The organism is Vibrio breoganii (genome assembly GCF_001677275.1).
Classification (GTDB): Bacteria; Pseudomonadota; Gammaproteobacteria; order Enterobacterales; family Vibrionaceae; genus Vibrio; species Vibrio breoganii.
In genome coordinates this window covers 149,653-168,687 of the sequence record NZ_CP016178.1, presented here as the reverse complement: position 1 = coordinate 168,687, position 19,035 = coordinate 149,653, and the positions used below count along the sequence as shown (strand labels likewise).

Annotated in this window: 21 protein-coding genes; 6 read left to right on the top strand and 15 right to left on the bottom strand. The window is 45.1% G+C overall.

The genetic code is table 11. From position 1 onward, the window contains the following. Window positions 1-76: 76 nt before the first annotated feature. Complete coding sequence (locus A6E01_RS13790) at window positions 77-1,261, top strand: MFS transporter (RefSeq protein ID WP_065210469.1); 1,185 nt, start codon at window positions 77-79, stop codon at window positions 1,259-1,261. 56 nt (window positions 1,262-1,317) lie between these two features. Here the strand turns inward: A6E01_RS13790 and A6E01_RS13785 are convergent, their stop codons facing one another. From A6E01_RS13785 to A6E01_RS13750, 8 genes are all read right to left on the bottom strand, one after another. Then, window positions 1,318-1,944, bottom strand: coding sequence for a heme-binding beta-barrel domain-containing protein (locus A6E01_RS13785; RefSeq protein WP_065210468.1), 627 nt, complete (start codon window positions 1,942-1,944; stop codon window positions 1,318-1,320). A 146-nt stretch (window positions 1,945-2,090) separates the two neighbouring features. Beyond that, window positions 2,091-2,570: a hypothetical protein gene (locus A6E01_RS13780; protein ID WP_065210467.1), complete on the bottom strand. Its 480-nt coding sequence runs from the start codon at window positions 2,568-2,570 to the stop codon at window positions 2,091-2,093. 13 nt (window positions 2,571-2,583) lie between these two features. Continuing rightward, entirely contained in the window at window positions 2,584-3,249 is a 666-nt protein-coding gene (locus A6E01_RS13775) for a hypothetical protein (RefSeq protein ID WP_237334539.1), read from the bottom strand. Between the two features lie 252 nt (window positions 3,250-3,501). Then, a complete protein-coding gene (locus tag A6E01_RS13770) occupies window positions 3,502-3,948 on the bottom strand; it encodes a GNAT family N-acetyltransferase (protein WP_065210466.1) in 447 nt (148 codons plus the stop codon). Window positions 3,949-4,008: 60 nt separating this feature from the next. Continuing rightward, window positions 4,009-4,323: a hypothetical protein gene (locus tag A6E01_RS13765; RefSeq protein WP_017031873.1), complete on the bottom strand. Its 315-nt coding sequence runs from the start codon at window positions 4,321-4,323 to the stop codon at window positions 4,009-4,011. 520 nt (window positions 4,324-4,843) lie between these two features. Further along, the gene (locus A6E01_RS13760; RefSeq protein ID WP_065210465.1) at window positions 4,844-6,121 is read right to left on the bottom strand and encodes a cytosine deaminase; all 1,278 of its coding nucleotides are present in this window, start codon (window positions 6,119-6,121) and stop codon (window positions 4,844-4,846) included. 9 nt (window positions 6,122-6,130) lie between these two features. After that, on the bottom strand, window positions 6,131-7,369 hold the full coding sequence (gene codB, locus A6E01_RS13755) for a cytosine permease (protein WP_065210464.1): 1,239 nt from the start codon (window positions 7,367-7,369) through the stop codon (window positions 6,131-6,133). A 219-nt stretch (window positions 7,370-7,588) separates the two neighbouring features. After that, window positions 7,589-8,065, bottom strand: coding sequence for a hypothetical protein (locus A6E01_RS13750; protein WP_017028578.1), 477 nt, complete (start codon window positions 8,063-8,065; stop codon window positions 7,589-7,591). A 181-nt stretch (window positions 8,066-8,246) separates the two neighbouring features. Here A6E01_RS13750 and A6E01_RS13745 point away from each other — a divergent pair, with 181 nt between their 5' ends. Next, window positions 8,247-8,774, top strand: coding sequence for a pilus assembly FimT family protein (locus A6E01_RS13745; RefSeq protein WP_065210463.1), 528 nt, complete (start codon window positions 8,247-8,249; stop codon window positions 8,772-8,774). Here A6E01_RS13745 and A6E01_RS13740 read toward each other — a convergent pair. Further along, window positions 8,758-9,639 carry a LysR family transcriptional regulator gene (locus A6E01_RS13740; protein WP_065210462.1) on the bottom strand — a complete coding sequence of 294 codons (882 nt, stop codon included), beginning with the start codon at window positions 9,637-9,639 and terminating at the stop codon, window positions 8,758-8,760. The two genes, A6E01_RS13745 and A6E01_RS13740, sit on opposite strands and share 17 nt — an antisense overlap. A gap of 116 nt (window positions 9,640-9,755) precedes the next feature. On the opposite strand from A6E01_RS13740, the gene A6E01_RS13735 reads away from it, so the two are divergent. From A6E01_RS13735 to A6E01_RS13725, 3 genes are all read left to right on the top strand, one after another. Next, on the top strand, window positions 9,756-10,733 hold the full coding sequence (locus tag A6E01_RS13735; protein WP_017028575.1) for an aldo/keto reductase: 978 nt from the start codon (window positions 9,756-9,758) through the stop codon (window positions 10,731-10,733). Window positions 10,734-10,745: 12 nt separating this feature from the next. After that, window positions 10,746-11,150, top strand: a complete 405-nt coding sequence (locus A6E01_RS13730) for a GlcG/HbpS family heme-binding protein (protein WP_065210461.1) — start codon at window positions 10,746-10,748, stop codon at window positions 11,148-11,150. 73 nt (window positions 11,151-11,223) lie between these two features. Beyond that, complete coding sequence (locus A6E01_RS13725; RefSeq protein ID WP_017028573.1) at window positions 11,224-11,604, top strand: VOC family protein; 381 nt, start codon at window positions 11,224-11,226, stop codon at window positions 11,602-11,604. A gap of 359 nt (window positions 11,605-11,963) precedes the next feature. On the opposite strand, the gene A6E01_RS13720 is transcribed toward A6E01_RS13725, so the two are convergent. Then, on the bottom strand, window positions 11,964-12,332 hold the full coding sequence (locus A6E01_RS13720) for a hypothetical protein (RefSeq protein WP_017031865.1): 369 nt from the start codon (window positions 12,330-12,332) through the stop codon (window positions 11,964-11,966). A 358-nt stretch (window positions 12,333-12,690) separates the two neighbouring features. Here A6E01_RS13720 and A6E01_RS13715 point away from each other — a divergent pair, with 358 nt between their 5' ends. Further along, a complete protein-coding gene (locus tag A6E01_RS13715; protein WP_065210460.1) occupies window positions 12,691-12,939 on the top strand; it encodes a hypothetical protein in 249 nt (82 codons plus the stop codon). A gap of 72 nt (window positions 12,940-13,011) precedes the next feature. Here A6E01_RS13715 and gabT read toward each other — a convergent pair whose 3' ends face one another. From gabT to A6E01_RS13690, 5 genes are read right to left on the bottom strand one after another with little or no spacing between them, the layout of a single operon-like run. Further along, window positions 13,012-14,289: a 4-aminobutyrate--2-oxoglutarate transaminase gene (gene gabT, locus A6E01_RS13710; RefSeq protein WP_065210459.1), complete on the bottom strand. Its 1,278-nt coding sequence runs from the start codon at window positions 14,287-14,289 to the stop codon at window positions 13,012-13,014. Between the two features lie 15 nt (window positions 14,290-14,304). Then, on the bottom strand, window positions 14,305-15,732 hold the full coding sequence (locus A6E01_RS13705) for an NAD-dependent succinate-semialdehyde dehydrogenase (RefSeq protein ID WP_017031862.1): 1,428 nt from the start codon (window positions 15,730-15,732) through the stop codon (window positions 14,305-14,307). A 45-nt stretch (window positions 15,733-15,777) separates the two neighbouring features. Then, a complete protein-coding gene (gene aguA / locus A6E01_RS13700; RefSeq protein ID WP_065210458.1) occupies window positions 15,778-16,860 on the bottom strand; it encodes an agmatine deiminase in 1,083 nt (360 codons plus the stop codon). A gap of 10 nt (window positions 16,861-16,870) precedes the next feature. Continuing rightward, window positions 16,871-17,737, bottom strand: a complete 867-nt coding sequence (gene aguB, locus A6E01_RS13695) for an N-carbamoylputrescine amidase (protein ID WP_065210457.1) — start codon at window positions 17,735-17,737, stop codon at window positions 16,871-16,873. Between the two features lie 16 nt (window positions 17,738-17,753). Next, window positions 17,754-19,031 (bottom strand): NAD(P)/FAD-dependent oxidoreductase, encoded by a 1,278-nt coding sequence (locus tag A6E01_RS13690; RefSeq protein ID WP_065210456.1) that lies wholly within the window; start codon window positions 19,029-19,031, stop codon window positions 17,754-17,756. Window positions 19,032-19,035: the final 4 nt, after the last annotated feature.

Genomic DNA, 19,035 nt, shown 5'->3' with positions numbered 1-19,035 from the left:
TAGTCAGTCCAACCCGCCCTTATTTCTCAACAATCTCTTCTATACTGAAAAGTCGCCCTCAAGAGTTGCCAAGTTAATGAATGCTCTGCAAAAAACGTGTTTTTATTCCGTCTTTGCACTCACCCTCACTCTCGGGTTTGCAGTGGATATCATGGTGCCTTCGCTGCCTGCGATTACTCAGTACTTTGGCGAGAGTGCCCATTCCGGTAGCCTAATCGTCTCTTCATATTTGATGGCCTATGCGGTCACTCAAATACTGTCTGGTTATATCTCTGACGTGCTTGGTCGAAAGTGGCTTTGCTCTGTTAGTGCCATTTTATTTAGTGTCTCGCTGTTTTTATGTGCGCATGCTTCTAGCCTGAATGAAATTATTATTCTTAGGGTCATACAAGGGTTCTGTGCGGGGTTTTTTGGCGTTATAGGGCGAGCAGTGTTTGCTGATGTATTTGAAGGAGAAGAACTAAGCAAACACTTTGCAACACTTGGCTTAGTCTGGGCTATGGGGCCTATTGTTGCGCCTTTTATAGGAGGGCACCTGCAGTCATGGTTTGGCTGGCAGTCAGTCTTTTATTTCTTGGCGGCTATGAGCGGTATTATCTCAATTTTTGTCACCATCGTGCTCACAGAAACTATCAAGAAACGCATTAGCTTTAACCTCAGCACCCTTATCGACAGCTACTCATATGTGTTGACCAAAGATCAATTTATCAGGCTGACCATAGCGGCAGGTATGGTGTATGCCATCATCTCATCCTTCAATGTCTTTGCTACTTATATCTTTCAAGAAGGCTTTAACAAGTCCGCAGATTTCTACGGTCAGGTGAGCTTACTTATGGGCCTTTTTTGGCTTGGCGGTCAGTTGTTCTACCGATGGTTGTTGGCAAAAGAACGATGGAATAAACGCTGGTTGATGCGGATTTATGCCCTAGGAATTGGCAGTGGAGTAGCGCTTGGGATTTGCTATCTCATCTTAGGTGCAAAGAGTTGGATGTTTATTGCCTTTCCTGCAGTCTGCTTCTTTACCGCCTCGATCATCTATATCCACACCTTTGTGTATGCCTTCTCTCTGGTGTCGAAAAAAGCCGGGACGGCCAGTTCAATGGTGGGGTGCATCTCAGCCTTTGTGGCAGGCGCAACACCGGCAATTACCGCCAAGCTACCTTTCGAACCCACCCAGATTCTAATCGCATCGATTGTAGTTCTGTTTATCGGCAACCTAGTTTTGAATTTGACGTCTATTAAGCAGCGCTATCCAAATTAAGTAACAACAAGGGCAGCAACGCTACTGCCCTTGAACACACTAAGACAAATCGATGACTACTTCACTCTCTCTAGTACCGATGAATCTGTATGAGCAAATGACTTATTGTAGATATCAAGAGCCGTTGTTTGCGAGTACGTCAAAGTATCGCCATCGACCTTAATGTTCATAGAGAAGTCCGTGGTAGAGGCATTGTTCAACATATAGTTTGATTCAGCGATGCCACGATCAGAGACCTTAAGCGTCATTTCATTGCCAGCTACACCCTCTGCCGTTACGCAGGTCGTTCTTGGCACACAGAAAGAGTTGTATACGATTTGGTTGTCCTTATCGTAAATAAAGTAGCCACGTTGGTCATGGAATTTTGAATCGTCAGCCTTTCTAAAGACTTCTTGCTTGTAGTACAAAGCAACCAAGGTTTGCTCACTGGCATTCACCGCATCTGCCGCAACTTCAAAGGTCATCACTTCATAAAAAGGCGTAATAGCAGGAGCCCCTTCACCTTGTGGAGTACCAGTTTGCGCAGGAGAGATATCTACCCCACCACTTTCAACCGATTTCCAAGTGCCCACTAGTTGAGCTAAAGGACCGAAGTCTAGCCCATCGATAATGGTGTGCTCATGATCTGCCATAACCCCAAAAGACGCCAAACATGAGAGTGCGACAATCGACTTAAATTTCATACTGCTTTCGTTCCTTGATTAATTAACACTCAAATCAGGTTACGGTAGCAAGCCTCTAATAAAGTTAATCCTTATCAACTCCCTGAACGATAATCACTATAATTTGCAACAAATAATTAATGAAAACAAATGGTTAGCTCACTAAGCTAATGGGTGGTTACACTATTAGGGAGCAAAGTATCTATTGCGATATATTCTTGCCAATTAAACAGCAGAAATCCAAAATAGCTAATACCGCTACACAGTAATATCGAAAGAAAAAGCAGTAGGAAAGTCGTTGCGAAGCGCTGTTTTAACTTGCGGGAAACCAAAGTAAATAGTGGAATACCAATGAGAATGGGGGCTAACAAAGCCATACTGACTTGCCCGTAGTTATTCCATGCCCTGAGGAACTTACGAAGTTTTGGGCGAAAACGAACCTGTTTGCGAAAGGGCAAAGGAAGATGCAATACCGTACCGAAGTACCAACCAAACCCACCAGCAACCATTGCAGGAAGCACATTAAACATGAACATCTCTGGATAGCTTAACGAGAGAAAGCCGGCCAATGCAGGGCCAGTATAGGTTTTCCACACACTCAGCCCAGCCATAGCAAGAGCAATCAACCAATAAGATTCTGCACCCACAATGTTATCTTCCCTATTTTGAGCAAAGCCTGATTAAGGCACTCTGAAAATGCAGAACCTTGTCTTCTACATTGGACTGAAACATGTTGTTGACCCATCCAGGAATGCCACTACTCACTCGATTGCTTGCACTAACATCCACCAGCATACTGCTTGCTGTGGTTGGCGAAAGCACAAAACTAAACCTCGCCTCTTCAACGAACATATTGTAGTTGTATAGACGCTGTTTAACAGAGAAATAAGCCGGTGTTTGTGTCAAAGAATCGGACTCTTCAATATCAGTATCAAAGGTGATGGTTAACAGTCCTGCAGGGCGCTCTCCTCTGAGTTGCCCATCTTCTTCGATAAATTTCGTTTTGCGGTTTATTTGATCAAGAACCTGTGGCGAAGAAAAATCAATTTTGGACAAGCAAGTGGTGCTCATCTGGGTAACAAAGCGGGCGCGATATAAGGTTTCTTTTCGCTCAGCGTCCTTGCTAGTGTATAGCCAAACTGTATTACCGCTAGGTATAGCATCTGTCTCCAACACCGATTTTTCTACATGCTTTACTACACTGTCATCACTAAAAACGGCCATAGGGTACGTTAGGATGCAGAGTAAAACGAATCGACTAATTAGACTGCTTTTCAAGCTCATTGGACTGACACACAACAACGCGAACAGTGCTTTCCTTAGCATGGCGTACCCTTTCATTCGAGGACAGATATTGGTCTCTCTTTAGACTAGAGTGGAGACTAAGTAATGTCACTGCTTATATGGTTAAAACTTCATGAATTACAGAAAGTTAGGAAACTGGCATTTAATGTAAAGCAGGCCACTTTGCGCAACACTAGTGCCACTATAAGCGGAGGGTGAACGGGTGCTATGTTTGAGCGAAAGCGAGTCGGCACGCGTTTACGAATCAGACTTTAGTTTTGTTAGCTTACTATCTCAACGCGTAATGTTTAATTCCATAGACACACAGTCTATGCCTTTCCCAAATCCATTTTTAACGACTTTGGTTTGCGTAAAGCCACGCTTTAAATAAAAACCCTGTGTATGCTGCGAAGTTTCTATCAGTACGACATTGATCTGTCCGATTTCTCGAATTTTGGATAGTCGAAAATCAGTGAGTTTAGTACCAAACCCACTACCATGGTGATTCCTGCGAACCATTCCCCAAGTTAAGCCCGCTTTGTCTGAGCTTTCGCTAAGTCCACCACAAGAAACAACTAAACCATCATGAATACCAATAAAATAAGAAGAATCCTTATTTAAAGAATCTAAATAGTCACTAAATTCCTGACGTTCTGATGCATCAAAGAAAACTCCCAAATTACTATCGAAAAGATCCAAACACATAGACTTAAATTCAGGATTATATTGTCGATGTTCCATATTTCCCCTTGTAAGCTAACGTCGCAATAACACGTGCTGACAACCAACTTTCCAAACCAATTATTTGGAATATTCCATTAATTCAACTGGAGCGCCGTTTACCTCAATAAAGGCGACAATTAAGCCTTCGCTTGGTGAATTAGGTTCAATTATGACTTTTTTACCTTTAATCTCATCCATCAAATTATCAACTTCAAAAGCGGCATGAGGAACTGTTTTTACCAACTCTGGATATGGAGCATCAGTCCAAAAACGCTGCCACTGGATCCCATAGGGATTATTTTGATGGTCAGACACTGTCATTTTTAAATGAGGTAAATCTATTTCACCATCGAACCGTTCTGTTGTTGGTATACCTAAATGATTGAACTTCATTGAATGTCCTTATTATTTCCACTTCAAGCACATAACATTTGAATATCGTGCCAGCACGAATTCATATATTCAGCATATCCCAAACATTTCACCTAACCAACTGAAACATAGCCATATCATATAGTATGGATCTAGTTTTTTAGTTGAAAGTCATGCAATTACACATTGCCTTCGATTCAAGGCACACTATGAATCAAAGCATTTCTTTTATTTCTTTATTATTCAATAGCTTAGAAATTTCGCACAACAGATTCGTGCGTAACCGTGATTGAAAGTCAGTCTTTTAAACCTTTGTTTCTCTCAATAATCTGTTTTTACACTGGCTTTAAGGGAGCAGATGACCAGCAAATTAGTTGTTATGCGTTTGCCATTACTTCAAGTACTTCAAAAACAGCATTCTTAAATATTAGAAAGGGTCGTGCTGGCTCATTTAGGGGGATAAAAGAAGTAAACTACAGTGGAATGTAAAAATCCCTCGATAAATCGAGGGATCTGGCTTTTAACTCAAGAGGTTTAGGGATTAACGCTTAAACGTTACCGCTTCTTCTTCGTCTAAGTGAATTGACGTTTGTGCAGGCTGTGTCTCGGCAATCACTTGGCCATGGCGCACTGAGTAACGTACGGGTACCTGACGGCGAACCGCGTCGAAGCCATTTTCAGCAGGTAAGATAAGAAGACTGCCTGGTTTGCCTTCTTCGATACCGTAGTGTTCTTGAATGTTTAGCGCTTTCGCTGAGTTAGTGCTGATCAAGTCCAGAGAGTGATTGATCTGGTCGTAACCCATTACCTGCGTAACATGCAGTCCCATATGCAGCACTTGAAGCATATTCGCAGTGCCTAGTGGGTACCATGGATCAAACACATCATCGTGACCGAAACAAACATTGATGTTCGCTTCAAGCATCTCTTTCACACGAGTCACACCGCGACGCTTTGGATAGTCGTCGAAGCGGCCTTGCAAGTGAGTGTTCACTAGCGGGTTAGCCACAAAGCTAATGCCTGACATCTTCAATAAACGGAACAAACGAGACGCATACGCGCCGTTGTACGAACCCATTGCAGTGGTATGGCTAGCGGTAACTTTATCGCCCATCTCATATTTATGAGCAAGCGCTGCCAGAGTTTCTACAAAGCGTGACTGCTCATCATCAATTTCATCACAATGCACATCAATCAAACAGTCATATTTGCGAGCCAACTCAAAGATGTAGTGCAGAGATTCAACCCCATATTCACGGGTAAACTCAAAGTGCGGGATAGCGCCAATGACATCTGCACCAAGCTGCACCGCTTCTTCAAGCAACTCTTTGCCGTTTGGATAAGAAAGGATGCCCTCTTGTGGGAAAGCCACAATCTGGATATCCACCCACTGTTTCATCTCTTCACGCACTTCTACCAGCGCGCGCAGAGCGAGCAGTGTCGGGTCTGAAACATCAACGTGAGTACGTACGTGTTGAATACCGTTGGCTATCTGCCATTTTAAGGTCTGCTTAGCACGAGACTTCACATCTTCCATGGTCAGGGTTTGCTTACGCTCTGCCCAACGCTCGATACCTTCAAACAAGGTACCCGAGATATTCCAGCTTGGTTCACCCGCCGTTTGAGTTGCATCTAAATGGATATGGGGCTCACAAAAAGGAGCAACCGCAATACCACCCTCGGCATCCAGAGTCTTGCCTTCAAAATCAACGATTGAAGTAGCGTTCACAATACGTGCGAATTTGCCATCTTCAATCAGGATTTGTTGCAGGCCTACTTTTCCTGGAAGTCGTGCATTATTGATTAATAATGAGCTCATAAATTACCTTTAAGCCGTTTGTTCCGTGAGGGATTTTTTATTAAGCAACGGGTTAAGAATCAAGTAACAAATCGCACCGCCCAATACCGCATTCAATGGCACGATACCTGGGATGAATTTGCCTGATGCAACACCGACTACCATAGCAATAATTGCTGCCCAGTTTACCGCAACAAACTCTACTTTAGCGAAGTCTTTATAACGTTTTTTGTTCATCATGAAGTCAGCAATGATAACGCCACCGATTGGTGGGATTGCTAGCGACAAGAAAGTCAGCCAGCCAACAAAGTTGTTGTACAGCCACAGCGCAAAGATAGTACCAACCAAGCCATTGATAATTGATAGCATGGTGCTTGAACGACCGGTAATGTTTGAGAAACCAAGACCTGATGCATACAGCGCATTTTCGTTGGTGGTCCAGATATTCAAGCCCAACACGATAATCGCAGGAAGCAATAAGCCTTGCGCCATCATCACATCAGAGATATCCGCTTGACCCGTTGCCGCAGCCCCCGCAGCACCAAAGATAAACATTAGCGAGTTGCCGATGAAGAATGCAACCATGGTAATAACAACCGCACCCGATGCTTTCTTGCCAAAACGGACAAAATCAGCAGTTAAGGTACCAGCACTAATAAACGAACCAACAACCATAGCCAAAGCAACTGAGAAATCGATAGGGGTTTCTGGTTGGATAAGTTGCAGCTGGTCAAGACCGCCAACACTGTCCACAGCGGTTAATACTGAATAACCGCCTAGCACCGCAATCGCAGGAACCGCAATGGCAGAGAGCACCATTAGCGCTTTGATACCGAAGTAAACTGTACCTGTCATCAGTAGACCAGATATGACGATAAGAACGTTGGTATCAATGCCTGTCGCTTTTTGCACTGGGATAGCAAACATTGCAACACCAACACCAAACCAACCTACTTGAGTACCGCCCAGCAGTGCTGACGGAAGCCAAGAGCCTTTAGTACCAAAAGAGAAACGCGCTAATAAGTGAGTAGATAGTCCGGTGGAAGCACCGATGTAGCCAAGAAAAGAAGTGTAGATACCGAGGATAAGGTTGCCGATGAGAACAGCGAGGAAGAAGTCGTTGAAGTTAAGCCCAGTGCCCAGTGAACCACCAGTCCACATACTCGCCGAGAAGAAAGTCAGTCCTAACATCACCATGGTTAATGATGCCATACCTTTTCTTGCCTCGGCTGGAACCGGCCCAAGACTATAGTTATTGTCGCCCGCCATTTTACTCTCCGTACTACACATTCAAAAAAATTATGTGTGCGCAATTTTCACGCAAACGGGCGGTATTATGTTGATATAAACCACAGAGTCAATGAGTTTTTAACTAGCTAAACGTTTGCTCAGAAATTATATATCACAAAAACATTAAGAAACAGCAAGTTACATATCTCGAAAACTTATTTTTAGTTTTGAGCGTAGAAGCGTTCGTGGCACTAAAAACTACGCTGATACCTCTGCATCAAACAATAGTCGCATAACGGACTTACCCATAACCAAATCAATCATCTCATGAGCGTCTTCATCCGGAAGGTGCTCTGAAATAATCTCGATGAGCTTCAAAACGCCTCTTTGGGTTGAAGGGTTAGACTCTGTTTTGGCTGCATTCGCCACAAACATTCTGATCACCATGGAGAACTGAGTTTCGGTTAGCCCCTTCTCCCAAGATTGAATGAATGCTTCTCGCGATGAGAAATCAAGACAGGACATGATGATAGGTAGAATCTTGCCTTGCAATGCCATCGAAAACTCACGATTTGAAGGATAGTAACCCTGCAAGGTACTCTTTCTTAGGCCCGTCTCTTTTGCTAGTCGGTCATAGGTAACGCTTTCCCAACCTTCTGCAAGGAAGACCTTAACAATCAGCGCGTTATATTTAGCTAGGTTTTCTTCTTTTTGTTTCTGGGTAATTCTCGCCATAATAATCCCGTCTAATACCTATCAAGTATGATGCTCAAGACTCTATCATATATTCGTACCCTACACGAATTACTGTTATCAAGATTTCGCAGAACATTTACACTGTAAATATATATGGGATGACATACGTATTGAGCGGTAGTATTCTACAATCGTTGGTAAGCGAGTCGTAGTAAACAGCATGAAATCATTATCTTTTAGGCACAAAGGTTTTACTTTAATTGAACTGGTAATCGTTTTGGTATTGCTTGCTATCCTTGGGCTCATCGCCTCTGCAAAATATTCTGATTATCGCGTCGACACTAAAATCGCCAGCCTACGAGAAGTAGCAGCAGCAATGACCAGTGCTATCGAGATAGTTCATACCAAAGCTGTACTCGCAGGGACTGACCAAGGAGAAAGCCAAATAACACTCAATGGCGTTAACGTCCTCTTGTTCGAAGGCTACCCTACCATTGACTCTACGGTGAGTTTTCCTGATCTCAACAAGCAAGTACAGGCCTGGCTAGACATTGACTCAGTGGATAGAGATACCGCAAGCAAAAATAGAAATGCAGCACCGCTATTCATTGATAAACGCAGCTCTTTAAAAGAGATAAATATCTTCTTTAGCCATGACTATGACCAAAAGAGTGCCACCTTTGGTTGTCAGGTGCAGTATAGGAATAGTGCGCCCCCAACTATCACCGTCCTCACTGACGAGTGCTGACGTTAAGTTTTACAAACTCAACAAAAGCCTTCAACTTAGCCGATGGATAAATCAGCTGCGGATACACCATATATAAAGAGTTGAACGCATCAGAGGTTTCTTCTGCCAGTACCTGTTCGAGTACCCCATTTTTCACATCGTTTTCAACAAAATAGCTGGCGATACGCACAATGCCCTCATCTTTTAATGCAAACTCTCGAAGCATACGATTGTCATTACTTGCCATCCAACCGCTCACTTCTACCTCTGTCGTTTTCAACGGCCAAGTTCGCTGATGTAACGTCGTTAAGCATTGGTGCTTATCAAGATCTTCAATTCGTTCAACAGCGCCAAAGCTTTGCAAATACTTAGGCGATGCCACCAGCCAGTGCTGATAATCAAACAGTCGATAGGCCACCATATCCTCAGGTGGAGATTGAGTGGCGCGAAACGCTAGATCGATATCCGTTTGGTTGAGATTAAATGACTGATAGCTGGAGTTGATTTCAAATGTTATCTCGGGATGCCGCTGTTTGAACGCTCGACAAAGTCCCATCAAGATGGATTCCGCAAACATTTTCGGCGCAGTAAGACGTAGCAGTCCTGAAATCTCACTGTGTTCGCTATTAAGGTTTCTCTCCAGATCAAGCACAGCGCTACGAATGCTCAACCCTTGCTGATACGCCCGCTCTCCTTCCGGAGTTAAACGTACGCTGCGTGTTGTCCTTATTACTAATGGCGCCTGAAGCTCACTCTCTAGCTTCTTTATTTGCTCCGAAAGATAACTTCTTGAAATACCAAGGGCTTCCGCTGCTCGAGAGAAGTTAAGCTGTTTACCTAGCTCAACAAAGAGCATCAAACGCTCTATTCGCTTATGTTCGTTCATTCGCCCTCCACCTATCACTTTATTCATTATAGCGAACAATGAGTTCGTAGATAGGCTCTTATCATTTTCGTTGCGAACAATAGAATGTATCCATCTAACGACTAAAAGAGCCAACAATGAACAATACAGCCCTGCCACTTGCTACCTATCTCCCTAACGTCAGTCAGCTATCTTATGGCTGTATGGGTTTGGGTGGTGGATGGAACGATGCACCAGTAAGCTCAAGCGATGTGACTCAAACTCGCACCATCATTGATACTGCCCTTGAAAGTGGCATTAACTTATTCGACCACGCTGATATCTATACCTTTGGTAAAGCAGAGCAAGCCTTTGGCGAGGCACTCAAACAAGACCCTAGTCTGCGTGACTCTCTCTATCTCCAATCAAAGTGTGGCATTCGATTTGCAGACCAAGATGCAGCCAAGCGCTATGACTTCTCATCACAATGGATCTTGGAATCGGTAGAGAATATCCTGCGCCGCCTTAACACTGAATACCTGGATACCTTGCTCCTTCACCGCCCAGATCCATTAATGGAAACCGACGAAGTAGCTCAAGCCTTTGCTCACCTGCATCAATCAGGCAAAGTGAAGCTCTTTGGCGTGTCTAACATGAACCAGCATCAAATGCTCTATCTTCAATCCGCGCTAGATCAGCCCTTGGTGATCAACCAACTGGAAATGAGCCTCGCAAAACTGGATTTTGTACAAGGTGGCATCATGGCTCAGAACCACCAAGGTCAGCATGCTGATTTTGACACTGGCACCATTGAATACTGCCAAGCCAATGGTGTTCAGTTGCAATCTTGGGGCTCTCTAGCTCAAGGGAAATTCAGCCAACGAGGTCTTAATGATGAGTGTGCAGTTGTGCGCAGTACCGCCCAATATGTTGCCCAACTTGCCGAAGAGTACGGTGTCAGCAGTGAAGCGATTGTTCTTTCGTTTCTAACGCGCCACCCAGCTAACATTCAACCTGTAATCGGCACAACGAACTTAGATAGAATCAAGGCGTGTGCACAGGTCAATCAAGTGAAGCTAACTCATGGCCAATGGTTCACCTTGCTTGAAAAGAGCTTAGGTAATGAGATCCCATAGAAGGAGCAACACATGTTAAGCCACAAGATAGCCCATCAACTGCTCAACAAGGCTGAGCAAATCGCCACACAGAAAGAGGTCACCATTGCTGTCAGTGTCTGCGACACCCATGGGGAGCTCGTGGCATTTTCACGCATGGATGGCGTTAGCGTACAAGCGGGCTTACTTGCTCAAAACAAGGCCTATACCTCAGCACGAGATAGACAGCCAAGTGGCAACCTAGGAGCATGGGCTCGAGAAACGGGTAAACAACTCAGCTACTGGACAGATCCTAAGATCACGGGCTTCATGGGCGGCCAGCCAATAGAACAAGACGGAGCGGTTATTGGTGGCATTGGCATCAGTGGGCTTTCTGAGGGTGACGATGAAGCCCTTGCAAAGCAAGTACTGAGCCAATTTTTGCTGACATCCGATTAAACCCGTTCAATACTGACAATCTCCCAACTTATGCATAAGCTTAATCGCAAACACAGTTATAGGAGATGGAGTCATGGTTAAAAATCCCGTTGCTTGGTTCGAAATCTATGTTGATGATATGCCGAGAGCTATCGCTTTTTACCAAAGCGTATTTAACGTTCAGTTAGAAAAAATGGATAACCCTGCTGCCAATGAAATCGAAATGTGGGGCTTTCCATCTAACATGGAGCAATACGGCGTCACAGGTGCGCTGGCTAAGATGAACGGCGTATCAGCCGGTGCTGGCGGAACCTTGGTATATTTCTCTTGTGAAGACTGTGCCATAGAGGAAGCGAGGGTTGTCAGTTCTGGTGGTAGCATCCAACAGTCAAAAATGGCCATTGGTGAATACGGCTTTATGACGCTAGCCACAGATACCGAAGGCAATATGTTTGGCTTACACTCCATGCACTAGCTACCAGCTACCAGCTACCAGCTACCAGCTACCAGCTACCAGAATACACAAAAAGCGTCGTCATCCTGATGAAAATCAGGATCTTGGAGAATACCTTAGTCAATAATGTGCGCCCCAAGATTCAGGATGAATACTTCGTATTCTCCAGAATGACGCCATTATTATGTTTCTAGTATGACTTACCAACAGCAAAAAAAGGTACCGTCATCCTGATGAAAATCAGGATCTTAGAGGATGCCTTAGTCAATTATGTGTACCCTAAGGTTCTGCCGGGCCGGTATACTGGACCACAACTCCGTATTCTCAAATATGACGTCAATTATCGGCTCCGGCGGAACCTTGCGTCATCCTGATGAAAATCAGGACCTTGGAGACTGCTTAAACTTTATTGCAACAGCTGTAGCTTTACCCTTTGTATACCCCGTACTGTTATCACCCACAAAGCCCCATGTGCTCTCATCAACCGATCGCACTATGATGGCATCTGCACCCATTTTATAAGCCTTTTCTTGTAGCTTAATCAACATGCCTTCATTGCTTCTGTCATGAAAAATGGTTTGTCCTGTTTGGGTTGAAACCAGCCCTAACTCTTCATATTGCTGCTGACTTGGCACCGTATACAGCACTTGTACCTTTGACGCTTGATCGCTGGTTACCACAGTGGTTTTGGCGCATCCCGTGAATACGAGCGTAAGCAAAAGCGACGCTAACATTGCCTTTAATTTCATAGAAAATACCTAAGATGTTTGTATGTCGCAGAGCGTTCAACTTATGAATCGCTCTAATTTCACTCAGACTACCCCATCTCTTCTACCGCTAATGAATACGTTTTGTAGGACTAAACCATGCAAAGCCGAGTTATATCAGATATTAATCTAAGTCATTATCTTGTGGCGGTAATTGCCATTAGGCTCAGTGCTTTTAAAAGCGTCGTAAAGCCAACCTCTAGATTTTTTGTGAGCGCAATCCGCAGATAGAGCGATGAAAATAAAAACGCAACACTAGTGCAATCAATGCCTCATAACATGCCTCACACACAATAAGAACGATAAGTTTCACCTTCTAATAACTTGATTCAATAACCCTATGATTAAGAAAAAACACCCATTAGATACGCAAATTATTCAACTACTTCAGCAGCAAGGTTTGATCAAAAGCGAAGCCAATGCGCGCCTTAAACAAGAGGTGTATCAGCTGAAATCGGAAGAGATAAGTAAGATCCACAACTATGCGAACCACTTTGGTATGAAGGCTAAAAGCACCATGATTGAAGAGATCTTAGAGGTACGCAGAGAGGCGATGATTTCGTCAATATCGAACTGCTCTGAAGTATAGGTAATAAAAAGCCCAGTGATGAACTGGGCTCTAATCAATAGTTTTATGCTACCGCTTTAAGCAAGAAACAATCTAAGACTGAGTCACTTCTAAGATAATATTCTCTAGCTTTTGTAGACCTTCAACCAACACTTCTGACTCTATGGTCAACGGTGGCAACAAGCGCACAACGTTTGCCTTCACGCCGCAAGATAGCAAGATAACGCCATTTTCTTGAGCCTTGCCAATGACCGCTTTGGTCACTTCTGGAAGAGGGGCGCCGGTTTGAGGGTCTGTAAACTCAACGGCCATCATCGCGCCAATAGTACGAACCTCACCGATAGAAGGAACTTGCTGCTGAAGCTTGGTCATATGAGCATTCACTATCTCACCAATACCCTTCGCCTTGTTGCACAAGTCTTCTTCTTCAATGATTTTCAGAACTTCTAAGCCAGCGACACACGCCAACGGTGAACCTGCATACGTGCCGCCTAAACCGCCTGGTTGCGCCGCGTCCATGATTTCAGACTTACCTACAACAGCAGAGATAGGGAAACCGCCTGCAATGCCCTTAGCTAAGGTCATCATATCCGGTTCAATGCCCAAGTGCTCTGTTGCGAACATCTTACCTGTACGCGCAAAGCCCGTTTGAATTTCATCGGCAATCAGTGCAATGCCGTGTTTGTCACATAGCTGACGCAGTGCCTGTGCAAACTCGGCCGGCGCTTTGTAAAAACCACCCTCGCCTTGCACTGGCTCAAAAATAATCGCAGCAACACGTGAAGGCTCGATATCGCAGCTAAACAAATCTTCCAGTGCCTGCATGCTTTGCTCAACGGTAATACCATGGAATGCATTAGGGTAAGGCGCATGGAAGATCTCACCAGGGAATGGACCAAAGCCTGCTTTGTAAGGTGCAATCTTACCTGTGAGTCCCATCGTCAGATTGGTTCTGCCGTGAAAGCCACCCTTGAATGCAATAACACCACTACGTCCAGTTTTTGCGCGAGCAATCTTCACCGCGTTCTCAACAGCCTCAGCACCTGTGGTTAAGAAGATCGCTTTCTTCTCAGAGTCGCCTGGAACCAATTGAGTCAGTTTTTCAGCAAGTTCAATAAAGGGAGCGTAAGGGGTCACCATTGCACAAGTATGAGAGAAATTGTCCAACTGATTTTTTACAGCTTCAGTAATTCGAGGGTGAGAGTGCCCTGTATTGGTTACTGCAATGCCAGCGGCAAAATCAATGTATTTATTTCCTTCTACATCCCACACATGTGCATTCTCAGCACGCTCTACATAGAGTGGGTATACAGCGCCCATGCCTTGGGCGATAACTTGGCTTCTTCTTTGGTGTAGCTGTTGATTGGTCATTGTTCTATCCCTTTATTAATTGCCGCCGAAACATAGGTATTTGATGTCCATGTATTCATCAATGCCTTGCTTAGCACCTTCACGTCCAATACCAGATTGTTTGACCCCGCCAAAAGGCGCGACCTCTGTAGAAATTATTCCATCGTTAATGCCGACCATGCCGTATTGCAGCGCTTCGGCTACTTTCCAAACACGGTGCACGTTTTGGCTATAGAAATAGGAAGCTAGGCCGTAGATCGTATCGTTGGCCATCTCGATAAGTTCTTCATCCGTATCAAAACTGATCACTGGAGCAATAGGCCCGAAGATCTCTTGAGAGACGATATCCATGTTGTGCTTAACATTTTTCAGCACCACAGGCTGTAGATATAAACCCGAAAGATCTTGTACAGGTGACGTTGGCTCTGCACCTTGTTCAATAGCCTTGTTTAATAGCGATTGAATGTTGTTTTTTGCTGCCTGATTAATGACAGGCCCAATATTGATGCCGTCTTCCAAACCATTGCCGACTTTGAGGCCGCGAACGGCTTCATCGAGCTTTTCAACAAACGCATCATAAACCTTGCTATGTACATAGAATCGGTTGGCACACACACAGGTTTGTCCCGCGTTTCTGAATTTAGACACCATAGCTCCAGCTACTGCGCTATCGATATCAGCATCGTCAAACACAATAAAAGGGGCATTACCGCCAAGTTCCATAGAAGTGCGCTTCACATCCTGAGCACTTTGCTGCATCAAGAGTCGACCAACACGGGTAGAGCCGGTAAAGGAAAGCTTGCGTATTGTTGGGTGAGTTGTGAAGATATCCCCTACTTCTGCCGCTTGTTTACCTAGCACTATGATGAGTAGATCTCTTGGTACGCCAGCCTCATAAGCGAGCTCTGCAATAGCAAACGCAGACAGTGGCGTATCCTCAGCAGGCTTGATCAACATGCTACATCCCGCAGCTAAAGCTGGGGCCGCTTTGCGCGTAATCATCGCAATAGGGAAGTTCCATGGCGTAATCGCCGTGGTTACACCTACGGGTTGTCGAATGGTAAGAAGGCGTTTGTCTCCACTTGGCGCAGGGATAGTCTCGCCATAGGTGCGTTTGGCTTCTTCAGCAAACCACTGGATAAAGCTAGCACCGTACATAACCTCACCCTTAGCCTCAGCTAACGGCTTACCCTGTTCAAGGGTCATTAGACGAGCAAGGTCATCTTGATTGTCGAGAAGCAATTGATACCACTGCTGCAGCACAGCAGAACGCGCTTTTGCTGATTGTTGAGCCCAAGACTGCTGAGCCAACTTAGAACGCTCAATAGCATCAAGGATCTCAGCTTTTGACGTGATTGGCGCATAACCAATGCACTCACCGGTCGCAGGGTTGTTAACGGCAATGCTATTGTCTGACTCTGAAACCATAAAAGAGAGCAGTTTTTTATTGTTAATAAGGTGCATAGAACTAACCTCTAAATCCTTTGTGTTTGCGCATTGAATCCATCGTTACGCGGGTATTTGCTGAGTAATACAGTGAATATTGCCACCGCCCAGTAGCACCTCTCTTGAGGGAATACCGACGATTCGATAATTTGGCAATGCACGCTGCAGAATGTCGATTGCTATCTCGTCTGTCGACTCATCAAGCAGTGGCAGAAAGATATGTTCATTTACCATCAGGAAGTTGGCGTACGAAGCACTCAGCCTCTCACCCGCTTCTCGAGTCATTCCTTCACTGGCTTCAATGCCAGACGCCTCTTCCTCTTTGTAGAACAAAGGGCCCGGTGTAGGAAGGCGAATGATTTCAATCTCTCTTCCCTTAGCGTCACGCTGAGAATGAAGACTTTTCTCTGCCTCACGGGATAAAGCATACTGCGGATCTTGCGGATCATCAGTCCAACTCAGTACAACCTTACCTGGTGCAATCACATGTAGCAGATTATCTACATGACCATCTGTCTCATCGTTGAACAAGCCATTTGGCACCCAGATCACTTTCTCAATGCTAAGGTACTGCTGTAGCTTGTCCTCGATTTGTTGGCGACTCAGTTCAGGATTGCGCCCTGGGCTAAGCAGGCACTCTTCAGTGGTATAGAGCGTACCTTCGCCATCGGTATGGATTGCGCCACCCTCTAAAACAAACGGCGCATTGTAATGATCGAGGCCAATAGCCTCACACACACTAGAAGCGACCAGATCGTCATGACTCCAGTCATCATATAAGCCGTTATACTCACCACCCCATGCATTAAATTTCCAGCTAATACCTCGGCGTTCTCCCTCAGCGTTAACAACGATTGTTGGACCAATATCTCGCATCCAAGCGTCATTGAATGGAATATCAAACAGCTTGATCTCTGGCTTAAGCAATTCACGAGCTTGTTGAAGCTGAGCCTGATTGACCGCCATTTTTACCGGTACGACCTCGGATATTGCATTAGCTATACGCGCAAAGGTCTTCTGCGCTGGCAAGGCATTATCACGCCAATTATCTCGACGATCTGGCCAAGCCAGCCATACTTCGCCAATGGCCTCAAATTCCGCCGGGAAGTAGTACCCATCATTACTAGGTGTGGTGGTGAGTTTCATTGTTACTCTCCTACACAGATAGTTTAGCGATGTCTGTGTATAGATCTGGGCGACGGTCTCGGAATAATCCCCATGCATGACGAGCTTGAGTGGCTTCTTGCAAATCAATCTCGGCATAAATAATGGCTTCGCTTTCACGTGGCGCTTCAGCTAACTTTCCACCCGTGTGGTCAGTGATGAATGAAGACCCATAAAAGGTGGTCTCGATGCCGTCGTCCAGTTCAACACCTACGCGGTTAGACGCAATTACAGGTACCAAGTTAGCCGCAGAATGCCCCTGCATTGTACGTTGCCAATGATCGCGAGAATCCAGAGTTGGGTCTTGAGGTTCACTGCCGATTGCTGTTGGATAGAAGATCGCTTCAGCACCTTTTAGTGCGAGGCTTCGTGCGAGTTCTGGGAACCATTGGTCCCAACAGATACCTGCGCCAAAACGACCAAACTGTGTATCCCATACCTTCATACCTGTATCACCAGGGCTAAAGTAATATTTCTCGCTGTAGCCTGGGCCATCAGGAATGTGTGATTTGCGGTAGTTCTCTAACACAGTACCGTCGGCATCAATCATCACTAGCGAATTAAAGAAGCAATTACCTGCTTTTTCAAAGTAGCTAACCGGGATAACAACACCGAGTTCTTTAGCAAGCTTGCTCATCTCTGCAATCAAAGGTGATTTGTCCGTTTCTTCAGCCAACTCAAAGTACTTCGCGGCTTGCACTTTACAGAAGTAAGGTGCGGCAAATAGCTCCTGAGGCACAATAACATTTGCGCCATTTTCAGCGGCTTCACGAATAGCGGCTTTTGCTTTCTCAAGGTTTGCCTCAAGATCCCAGCTTTTAGTCAATTGCAGTGCTGCAAACTTAACGATTCTGCTCATGTAATGTCCTTATTTCTTAGATAGCTAATTTGTCACGAAGGTTGTAATACGCTGCACCAACTGCAGTAAATGGGATCTGGAAGTGGCGCCCGCCAGGGAATGATGGGTGTCTTAAGGCAGCAAAAGCATCAAAACGCTCAGCGTGTCCGGTTAAAGCCTCTGCCAGTAACTTGCCCGCTAGGTGAGTACAGGTCACTCCATGGCCGCTATAGCCTTGAAGGTAAAAAACATTGTCGGCAAACGAGCCAAATTGTGGCATGCGTGAGTAGGTCAGTAGAAAGTTGCCCGTCCATTGATAGTCAATGCCAATACCCTTAAGTTGCGGGAAGATTGACTCCATTTTAGGACGTAGTAATGGTTCAATGTCTTTAGGATCTCTCGCGCCATACACAACACCACCACCGAACAACAGGCGCTTGTCAGCGCTCAAACGGAAGTAATCAAGCAGGTAGTTACAATCTTCTACACAGTAATCACTTGGCAGGATGGTTTTCAGTTGCTCATCCGTTAGCTGCTCTGTTGCAACGACCTGAGTACCACAAGGAATCGCTTTGTTGCTGATGTTAGGAGCAAGACCGCCAAGGTATGCATTACCCGCTAGAACTAGGTACTTAGACTTAACGCTACCTGTTGCTGTGCGAGCGATAGGGTTTGCACCCTTTTCAATGGAGGTTACTGCTGACTGTTCAAAGATTTGTCCGCCTAGGGAGACAAATGCAGCTGCTTCACCCAGTGCCAGCTTAAGCGGATGAATGTGACCACCGCGCATATCAAGCAAGCCACCTACGTAGGCATCGGTACCCACTGCAGACTCGACTTCTGAAGCATCTAGAATTGAAAGCTGGTCATTACCATAGCGTTCCCAGTTTTTCTTGTGATGCTCAAGGCCTTTGAACTGCTTTGCGTTCAGTGCCGTAAATAGTCCGCCCTGTTTCAGGTCGCAGTTAATTTGATATTTGTCCACAAGACCTCGGATGATATCGCCACCCTCAAAGATCATGTCGCACAATTGTTTCGCTTGCTTCTCACCGTAACGACTTTCGATGACGTCTACATCACGACTGTAGCTATTTACGATCTGGCCGCCATTGCGGCCCGTTGCGCCAAAGCCTACTTTGGCACTTTCTAAAACCACTACCTTGAAGCCTTTCTCTGCTAGGTGCAGTGCTGAAGATAAACCTGAGAAACCCGCGCCCACTACACACACATCGCATTCGATGTTGTCTTGCAGCTGAGGGTATTCAACGATGTTATCTATCGAATTAGCGTAAAACGAATCGGTATGTTTGTTCATTACA